At 36.3% G+C, this 9,538-nt stretch carries 12 protein-coding genes and 1 pseudogene; 11 read left to right on the forward strand and 2 right to left on the reverse strand.

Features of this window, described 5'->3' with window-relative positions; translation table 11 throughout:
- Nucleotides 1-231: pseudogene (locus tag CZ502_RS10835) on the forward strand (hypothetical protein); the annotation flags it as partial.
- A gap of 203 nt (nt 232-434) precedes the next feature.
- Here the strand turns inward: CZ502_RS10835 and CZ502_RS00860 are convergent.
- The gene (locus CZ502_RS00860) at nt 435-932 is read right to left on the reverse strand and encodes a GNAT family N-acetyltransferase (RefSeq protein ID WP_076459242.1); all 498 of its coding nucleotides are present in this window, start codon (nt 930-932) and stop codon (nt 435-437) included.
- Nucleotides 933-1,209: 277 nt separating this feature from the next.
- Here CZ502_RS00860 and CZ502_RS00865 point away from each other — a divergent pair, with 277 nt between their 5' ends.
- The 10 genes from CZ502_RS00865 to arsC all read left to right on the forward strand — a co-directional run bounded on the left by CZ502_RS00865 (nt 1,210) and on the right by arsC (nt 9,248).
- Nucleotides 1,210-1,671 carry a GNAT family N-acetyltransferase gene (locus CZ502_RS00865; protein ID WP_016058040.1) on the forward strand — a complete coding sequence of 154 codons (462 nt, stop codon included), beginning with the start codon at nt 1,210-1,212 and terminating at the stop codon, nt 1,669-1,671.
- 146 nt (nt 1,672-1,817) lie between these two features.
- Nucleotides 1,818-2,405 carry a site-specific integrase gene (locus CZ502_RS00870; protein WP_003672620.1) on the forward strand — a complete coding sequence of 196 codons (588 nt, stop codon included), beginning with the start codon at nt 1,818-1,820 and terminating at the stop codon, nt 2,403-2,405.
- A gap of 144 nt (nt 2,406-2,549) precedes the next feature.
- On the forward strand, nt 2,550-2,912 hold the full coding sequence (locus CZ502_RS00875; protein WP_003672622.1) for a type II toxin-antitoxin system RelE/ParE family toxin: 363 nt from the start codon (nt 2,550-2,552) through the stop codon (nt 2,910-2,912).
- Nucleotides 2,913-2,914: 2 nt separating this feature from the next.
- Nucleotides 2,915-3,190 (forward strand): helix-turn-helix domain-containing protein, encoded by a 276-nt coding sequence (locus CZ502_RS00880; protein WP_056994890.1) that lies wholly within the window; start codon nt 2,915-2,917, stop codon nt 3,188-3,190.
- A 38-nt stretch (nt 3,191-3,228) separates the two neighbouring features.
- On the forward strand, nt 3,229-3,624 hold the full coding sequence (locus CZ502_RS00885) for a replication protein (protein WP_191979411.1): 396 nt from the start codon (nt 3,229-3,231) through the stop codon (nt 3,622-3,624).
- Nucleotides 3,625-3,917: 293 nt separating this feature from the next.
- Nucleotides 3,918-6,026: a coiled-coil domain-containing protein gene (locus CZ502_RS00890; RefSeq protein ID WP_076459243.1), complete on the forward strand. Its 2,109-nt coding sequence runs from the start codon at nt 3,918-3,920 to the stop codon at nt 6,024-6,026.
- A gap of 830 nt (nt 6,027-6,856) precedes the next feature.
- The gene (locus tag CZ502_RS00895; protein WP_076459244.1) at nt 6,857-7,321 is read left to right on the forward strand and encodes a transcriptional regulator; all 465 of its coding nucleotides are present in this window, start codon (nt 6,857-6,859) and stop codon (nt 7,319-7,321) included.
- A 117-nt stretch (nt 7,322-7,438) separates the two neighbouring features.
- Entirely contained in the window at nt 7,439-7,756 is a 318-nt protein-coding gene (locus CZ502_RS00900) for an ArsR/SmtB family transcription factor (RefSeq protein WP_007124972.1), read from the forward strand.
- 50 nt (nt 7,757-7,806) lie between these two features.
- On the forward strand, nt 7,807-8,841 hold the full coding sequence (gene arsB / locus CZ502_RS00905) for an ACR3 family arsenite efflux transporter (RefSeq protein WP_076459245.1): 1,035 nt from the start codon (nt 7,807-7,809) through the stop codon (nt 8,839-8,841).
- A 5-nt stretch (nt 8,842-8,846) separates the two neighbouring features.
- Nucleotides 8,847-9,248, forward strand: a complete 402-nt coding sequence (arsC, locus tag CZ502_RS00910) for an arsenate reductase (thioredoxin) (protein WP_076459246.1) — start codon at nt 8,847-8,849, stop codon at nt 9,246-9,248.
- 103 nt (nt 9,249-9,351) lie between these two features.
- On the opposite strand, the gene CZ502_RS00915 is transcribed toward arsC, so the two are convergent.
- The coding region (locus CZ502_RS00915) for an ArsR/SmtB family transcription factor (protein WP_143457257.1) at nt 9,352-9,538 on the reverse strand (187 nt) is incomplete at its 5' end.

Genomic DNA, 9,538 nt, shown 5'->3' on the forward strand with positions numbered 1-9,538 from the left:
AAGCCAAATTTTATTTGTAGGTGTCCAGTAATACCACCACAAGCTAAAAGTATTCACTGGCCATTACCTGATCCGGCACAAGCAAAAGGCACACATGAACAAAAAATGATTGTGTTTCGACAAACGCGCGATGAAACTAAAAAAACGTATTGTCCAATTAGTTTAGGGGCTATTTTTAATAAAGAGAGAGTAAACAAGATTAAGCCTAACCTAGTTCTTTTAAGCACCTAGAATAATACACTACTTATTTTTAGCAAGTTAACATGAACACTATTTTAATTTGTTCATGTTATTTCTTGCAATCTGCCTTATAAAATCATTAGTGAAAGAGAGAAAAATGTATGAGTCACGAAATGCGTATTACACTAATTAGAAAGTCAAAAGGATTAACACAAGAAAAAAACGTCCTCAGCATCAAAAGTGAGGACGTCTTTTTAGATTTCTTTTTCTAAAATCGGACAAATACGATCTTGTTTTCCTAAAAGAAAATGTTTGATCCCGATTTTTTTAAATCCATAACGTTCATAAAAACGAATAGCTGCATGATTTTTTTCATAAACAGCCAAACGTAAATAATGTTTTTGTTTCGTTTTAGCATAACGATTCGCTTCATCGAGTAACCGTTGCCCTAACCCTTTGTTTTGATAATCTTTGAGCAGATAGAGCCGTTGAATCTCTATAGCATCTTTTTCATCATTGACTTTCATATAACCAATGAGTATTTGATGATCCTTAATACCAATAAATTTACTGGTTGACTGTGCCAATTCTACTGCCAATATTTCAGTTGTCAATTGTGTCTGTAAATATTCTTGCATATCAAGTGGATCTGCGCCATCGATAAACGATTCATAAAAACTGACAACACTTACAACTTGTAAAGCATCTAGATCATCATGATCTAAATACGCTAGTGTGATTTGATTGTTCATCTAACTCCTCCTTTTGACATAGTATACTATAAATCTAGTATCTTTCAGGACTCATAAGGAATTGATCTTATACTAAAAAAATGGACTATTTTTATTCAGTCCGTAAAATGAAAGTATATGATTAATTAATATCATTTCCTAGTTTTAGATAATTGAATCCTCTCCTATTTTTTATTAAACTTGTTTTAGGAAAAAGGGGGGCTACAATGATTTCAAAATTAAACAGTTTTTCAGACAGGCATTTAGAACAATTGGCACATTCCCATTAGGAGAAAAGATGAATCTAAATATTGAAACACTAAATAAACTAACAGAACAGCATTATAAACTGCTACTTGAAGCAGATCCTAATGAAAAATTAATAAGTAAGTATTTGAACCGTTCTTTTTGTTTTGAGGCAACCTATAACAATGAATTATTAGGAGTGTTGATTCTTTTACCTACACACCCCGAAACACTAGAAGTTGTGAACATTGCCGTAATTTCAACACAAAGAAACAAAGGAATTGGGCATCAACTTCTTACTTTTGCCGAAAAATATGCGCGAAACAATAATTACAAGTGCCTTGAAATTGGAACTGGTACAACTAGCTTCGGACAACTTTATCTTTATCAAAAATGTGATTTCCGCGTTGTTGGTGTTGATCAAAATTTCTTTACAATTCACTATGATAAAGAAATTACTGAAAATGGTCTTGTTTTAAGGGACATGATACGTTTGAGAAAAGTTCTTAAATAAATCTTGTTTCCCTGTTAGGGCCTATAAGTAATAAATGGACCCTCAAGAATGTTGATATATCAAGCTCCTGTATTCTACAATCAGAATATAGGGGCTTTTAATATATATATTCAAAAAATATCCCCTTAAATAAGGAGCAATTAATCATGAAACAACTCGTTTTACCCATCAAAGATTCCAATATCCTGCATGAAGTCGAAGATACTCTCCTACATAATTTTAAAGCTGGCCGCCGAAATTACACAATTTTCCAAGTTGGCAAGGCAACGTTACTCCGAGTGTCCGATTTATTAGCTCTCAGACGCAATGAAATCTTCAATAACGATGGGACTATCGCTAAAAATGCTTATATTCGGGATAAAAAGACCGGAAAGCCCAATACTTTGTACCTAAAACCAGTTAAACAAGACCTAAAAGACTATTTTCAGTGGCTAAACCAACAAAATCTCCACTCAGATTGGCTTTTTCCATCGACTAAACACCCCGATCGGCACATCACTGAAAAACAGTTTTACAAAATCATGGCTAAAACTGGCGATTTACTTGGGATTAACTACCTCGGTACTCACACAATGAGAAAAACTGGGGCTTACCGGGTCTACACACAAACTCATTACAATATCGGTTTAGTGATGTCGCTGCTTAATCATTCCTCAGAAGCCATGACCTTAAAATATTTAGGTCTGGATCAAGTCAGCCGAGAACAAATGCTCGATGAAGTTAAGTTCGATTAAGCACTCCCCCCAAAAAATTCACTCGTTAATCAGGTTAGGTTTAGTCATAAACCGTTCTGATTAACGAGTCCAGCAAGCGAAGCACGGTAGTTGTTCTAGATAGCATATATTGATAATTAATACAATATATGCTATCATTAGGGCATGGAAGATTTAGAATTTGAATTTTATACTCGCCCTAATGGCCATACTGAATTTGCAGAATATTTAGATAGTCTTGACGTTAAAGCTAAAGCAAAGTTATTAGCACGGATTAACATGGTCGCAACTTATGGACTTAGTGCTGGAATTCAACATAACTGGGTTAAGCCACTGGAGAAGAACCTCTATGAAATTCGCTCTCGGGTTAGTAATAATCAACAACGTGGCCTTTATTTTCACGTTGATGGCGTTCACTACGTTATTACCCATGGCTTTACTAAGAAAACCCAGAAAACACCGCCACGAGAAATTAATCATGCTAAGAAATTACGTGACGAATACTTTGCCAACCGAAAGGAGCAATAATTATGAGCAACATTAATTTTAAAGACTACTTAAATGAACAATTAAAGGATCCGGAATTTAAAAAGGAATTTGAAAACGAAACAACTAAGTTAGAGAGTGCCATTGCATTAACTAAGGTTAGAAAAGAATCAGGCCTTTCTCAACGAGATCTAGCTACTGTTTCTGATGTTCCTCAATCAACAATTGCACGAATTGAAAGCGGCGCCAACACCAGTATTGATACTTTAACCAAAATTGCTAACGCTTTGGGCAAGAGATTGACTGTTAACTTCTCATAATAGTTAATCTAATTACTTAATAGAAAGAAGTTTTTATCATGATGTCCCCTAAATCAATTGCCCGTTGGCAAGAACTTAAAGCCAAAAAACTGAGTGGTCGTACTGTTCCTGAAGATATGGAGTATAAGAAGCTCCAGATGAAACATAACGCTGATGTTTTAGCCTTAAACGAACTAAAATGGAAAGCGGAATTGGCCGAAGCTATGCTAACTTCGGCCAGCAATAATGATGACTTAATGCAACGCTTAAACAGCATTATTGATTCACAAATTGGTGATGATCAAAAGCCATTTGCGAAAAAAGATTTGCATGATTTTGTGACTGCATTTGTGGCTAAAATAAAACAAGAGCAGCAGGAACAAAGCCATGCCAAACCATTGGGTAATAATCCATTAAAAGAGAATGAATTACCCAATGGAAACAATCAAGATTAACGAAAGTTAACTCGTGATTATAAAAAATCCCCTTTGCAAAAATGCATTGGGGATTTTATTTTGGCGTTACCTTTTTGATATAAAAGGTAACATTTAATTTTCAAATGTAATCTTGAAAATTAAATAAATGGTTATTAGGAAATGTGTTCCTAATTCTCTCGGAAGAGCGACCAACAAAATGGTGTTACTCCATTTTGACTAGGGAGCTAGTATATTGGATAAACTACCCACTATACTAAATTGTTATCGTGATATAATTACTTATAGAATATCAAACTACGGAGGCATTAATCATGGCAATTAAGTGTACCGTAACAACTGACTTACAAGCGAAAGATACTAATGGTTATTCTGGAATTCAAAAGCATGTAGAACATGACCAGAATATTAACCATTCCAATAAAGATATTGTATTTAATGAAACTCAATTTAATGTATATGATGAATCAACTACTACGCGACAAGCTATTGATGATTGGAACGAACAGCACTTCCACGACTATGTAGAACAACACGACCAACACCAACGAGAAAAAGGTCATGCTGAACGACAATTTGGCAGTGTGAAAAATTATCTTAAAAACAAGAAGAAAGCTACCGCCATTTTAACAATTGGTAATATGGAAGTGCAAAGCCAATTGATGAAACAATTCTGTCCAAAAGATTCATATCAAGAAGAGAAACTACCAGACGGCACAACTCATTTGGTTTTCAAGCTTAAAGACGAAAATAACAAACCAATTCAAAATAATATTGCAGTTGCTAAACAATTTTATGGTTGTTTCAATCGAGCCTTAATTAAGGCCACTAACAACAATATCGGGTGGCCAGCAAATAAAGTTCATCAGCAACGCATTAATGTTGGTGATTACCTACATCGTGGCCGTTACGCAACCAACAATGATGAAATGGGCATTTCACATATCCATTTTGAAGTAGCTACCTTTGGCATGACCCGAGGGGGTAAAAAACGGGCAGCACATGTCACTAATTCATTAAACCAAGCCTTAGTAAGCCTTCATCAGGCTGTCACAGGCAAAACGGCTTCAGGCCGAGCAGCACTCAAATGGTATCGAGCTAATCTTGACCAGTTCGCCCTAAAATGCTTGGAGCAAGAATTACATAAGACCTACCAAGTCCCCGAAAATAAAAAAATCCTCGATTTTGAACGCAAAACCAAGGAAGATAAGACTATACAAACGGGACTATCGATGGAGCAACTAAAGGCCCAACATCAAGAAATCGCTGACCATCAAAAGAAAGTCCAAAACCTTCAAGACCAAGCCAAAACATTGAATGACCAAAATAACGATATGCAAGCACAAGTCAAAACCGTCACTAAAAATCTCAAGGACATCTATGAAGCCACCACAGGCCGCCAGGCAGTCGATAAAGACGGTAATGACTTATCACCCATCGAAATGGCTAAAGGCATTACAAGGGCTAATAGAGCTGCTCAGGACGATAAAGAAAAGGCAGAGCAAGCCAAGGCAACTGCTGACCAAGAACGCCAGAAAGCTGAACAACAAAAAGCTCAACAAGAGCAACAACTGGCTACTCAACGCCAGCAACTCAAAGTCCTACAAGACCAACTAGACGAAGCTAATAACCAGCTCAAACGACGCAAACAACAACGAATCAAAAATGCCCAAAAAGAAATCGCCCAAAACAAGCTAACCGATGGCAATAACCAATCAATTAATGTAACCGAAGATAACGTTGCTCAAATTGAACAAGAAATTGATAATTGGCGACAAGACCAGCAAGCCGAATGGACACAAGACAAAACAGACGCACAAAATGAACTAGAGCAAATTAACCAACAACTCCTCAAAGCTCACAGTACCAAAGCTAACCTAGAAAGCACCAACCAAGAACTAACTAGGCAAAACACTCAACTACAACAAAGCCAACAACTAATGAAAAACAACATCAACGGCTACAAAAACCAACTAATTGATACAATTACCGAACACGACCCTAACCACAAAGTAGAACAACAACTACTTAAACCAAATGAAGTACCGGAAGCAGTCATCACTACCAACGGCCGACAACAACACCTCCGGCAACCTCTAAAATACCTCATAGATGTTACTACTCAAGTTCTCCAAAAGATTAAAACTACAGCAACCAACTTCATTAATCAGGTCACTAAAAGCTTATTGCCACCAGTTAATCCAAAAAAACCTATTCAACTTCAAAGCAGCTACGTAGATTTTTCAAAAATTCAAGCTTCCCTACATAAGCCTAATGCTCAAAAAGAAATCCAACTAATGAACGACCCAATCATCAAACTTAAAAGAGCACTCCTAAGTGCAACCACTGACCAACTTCAAAAGACCAAAGAACAAACCCAAAAATCACTTAAACAACAAGTTGATGATGAGTGGGAACGCTAATAACAAACCTCTTATTAAAAAAGAACGTACTTCACCTTAACTCCCCAGGAAGCAAGCTCCGCTTGCACAGCCTTGCTCTCTCGAAACCTAGCCTATCTGTGGCTAAAAAGTTTCGAGAGAGTTCGCTCTCATTCAACCCATCGCTTATTTACTCAACCAACAACTTACGTTATTAGCTCAGCAAATAAGCAATGCAGACAGTTTAAGCGCACTCCGCCCTTGCCCCTAATATTCTTAGTGTTGATTTGTTCAATTGCTTACTTACTTTTCAGCAAAACATAGGGAGAACACGAGAAAATCCCATGAATATTAGGGTTGTCCGTAGCATTTTCGAAGCTTCCAGCCACGTCTTTAGCCATATGCGATAATAGCAGGGTTTAGCATACCCATATTGTTAACTACAAGTCTGGCGCGTCTCCAGACTCACGGACGCTTTCGGGATACTACCACGGTGCAGAGTCACTGCTTGCGAGTTTAACCGGTTGTGAACCAAAAGAAAAAGCCGACTAGATTAACTAGTCGACTTTCATAGTTTTTAGGGTTTGATTTCACTGATATTTTTGTGTAGCTATATCTTGAAATATTAGTCTATTTCATCTAAAATTAATTATATTAAAGAAATAGACAACCCCGATTGACTACTGCAACTAGTTAATCGGTAGCTCGCTAAAGTACGCCAATACTTTAACGAGCTTTTTCTTTACTCTGATTTATTTAATTATTGTTGGTAAACGAAAAACGCTTACGTGTCTAAGTATAACCGTAATTATCCTGAAATAGCAATAGTAATAATAATTATATGCTAGAATTAGCCTAAAGGAGGCTAAAGCATGAGTAAAAGTAAAAGTAAAACATATACAACTTCAGAATTAGCAAAGTATTTTGATATATCAGTAGTTTCAGCCTCACGGTTCATAGTAAAACACAAGTTTAAACCAATTAAAACAGGTCAACATAACGCTAAATACTATAATGACGCCGTTTTTAAGCAAATGGAAGAGTATTATCAGAATAATCCTAAAACACAAGAAAAACAGACTTATCCAGCAACAAAAGACGCAATCATCGACCAATTAAAAGCTCGTATTGAAGAACAATCCGCAACGATCGATTTACTTAAACAGCAATTAACTGTAAAAGATGAGCAGATTGCAACAGCAAATCGGATTGCTGACCAAGCACAACAATTAGATTTAACTACTCATAAGCAAACCCAACCTGACTTACCGCAAAAGGTAACAACTAAGTCATCAAATGAAGAAAAACATGGTTGGCTTTGGAGAATAACACATTAATACTGCTGGTTTTGTAATAATAGTAAAAATCTAATTCCGTCTGAACGGCAATCTTTTTCATTATTCATGTGATATAATATAGATGAGCGTCTATGTTTAATGTGGAGGATTTTACTGATGCACCATGAGTATAAAGATTTGGCATCACTTTTAAAGGTGGTTGCTGAACCTAACCGTCTTAAGATTTTAGAAATGCTATCCTGTGGTGAGATGTGTGGGTGTGATATACTTGCACACTTTGACTTTACACAACCGACTCTCTCCCACCATATGAGTATTCTGGAAAAAAGTGGATTAGTTAACGTAAGAAAAGATACTAAGTGGCACTATTATTCTTTAAATTCAAACAAAAAAGAAGGACTGATTAGTGAATTAACACAAATACTATCTAAGACTGACCATTGCATATGTAAGGATTCATATTCAAACTGTTAGCTTTTTTATTTTGCATTATGCATAGATAATTATCTATATGGAGGGCTATTATGCGTACTTCTAAAAATTTATCATTCATGGACCGTTATATGACCTTATGGGTATTTTTAGCTATGGCACTTGGGATTTTAAGTGGATTTATTTTCCCTTCCTTGCCTAAGTTGATCAACAGTTGGTCAGTGGGAACTACGTCTATTCCGATTGCTATCGGCTTAATCTTAATGCTGTACCCGCCATTAACTAAGGTTAATTATGAAAAAATGGGTGATGTATTTCATGATAAGAAAGAACTCATTTTCTCACTAATTCAAAATTGGATTGTCGGGCCATTATTGATGTTTGCTTTAGCCATCATTTTTCTACACAATTATCCCAATTATATGATCGGTTTAATCATGATTGGGTTGGCACGTTGTATTGCGATGGTCATTGTTTGGAACGAATTAGCACATGGGAATAATGATTACGCTGCTGGTCTAGTGGCTTTGAATTCAATTTTTCAGATTATCTTTTATTCTATTTATGCCTACTTCCTTATCAGTGTTTTACCCAAGCTATTCGATATTAAAACGCAAACGGTTAATATTACCATGGGTGAAATTGCTAAGACTGTCTTTATTTATCTTGGTATTCCTTTCATTTTAGGAATTAGTTCTCGCTACCTAATTATTCATCATAAAGGAAAAGATTGGTTTGAAGAGAAGTATGTTCCTAAAATTAGCCGCATTACTACTTGGGCATTACTTTTTACCATTGTTATTATGTTTTCAGTTAAAGGAGCGCGAGTAGTTCAACTTCCATTAGATGCTGTTCGAATTGCAATTCCCTTGCTTCTTTACTTTGTTTTGATGTTTTTTATCACTTTCTGGATTGCAAAGAAGACAGGCACAAGTTATGAAGTTTCGGCTACTCAATCGTTCACGGCTGCAAGTAACAACTTTGAATTAGCCGTGGCAGTTACCGTTGGTATCTTTGGATTAAATTCAGGAGAAGCATTTGCGGCCGTTATTGGCCCCATGGTCGAAGTACCAGTGATGATTCTGTTAGTTGATGTGGCATTATGGATTAAGAGAAAATTCTATTAAAAGCTATGAAAAAGATTTATTTCCTATGTACTGGTAATTCTTGTCGTAGCCAAATGGCTGAAGGATATGGCAAAGCATTGCTCAAGGATCAATATGAATGTAAAAGTGCTGGTGTTGAAAAACACGGCCTTAATCCTTACGCGGTAGAGGCCATGGCTGAAGACGGCATTGATATTAGTCAGCAAAAATCAAAGCTGATTGACCTAGATTATTTCAATTCAGCTGATTTAATTGTGACTTTATGCGGTGATGCTAGGGACCGCTGTCCGGTGATTCCTCCTCAGGCCCAAAGCGTTCATTGGCCGTTACCTGATCCCGCACAAGCTAAAGGTACTCCTGAACAGAAAATGGTAGTGTTTCGCCAAGTACGTGATGAGATTAAACAATTAGTTAAAGGATTAATTTAGGGGTTATTTCTAGTAGCCTCCTATATAAAATGGAATCAAACAAGAAAATTCACTGCTCTATTTTTAATTACTTTCTCTTCTTAAGGGAAGCACTTAAGTCAATTCACCTGTCAAGTTGAGCAAGTATTTTTTTCAGATCATCATCTTTTATAAAGTAGTACATCATTTTCCCCTTTTTTTGACGGTCTAAAATGTCAGCATCATACAGCATTCTTAAGTGATGAGAAGCGGTTGCAATACTACAGCCTAAAATATATGCAATATCACAAACACATAACGATTCCTGAGCG

It is taken from the genome of Limosilactobacillus caccae (assembly GCF_900156885.1).
GTDB classification, from domain to species: Bacteria; Bacillota; Bacilli; order Lactobacillales; family Lactobacillaceae; genus Limosilactobacillus; species Limosilactobacillus caccae.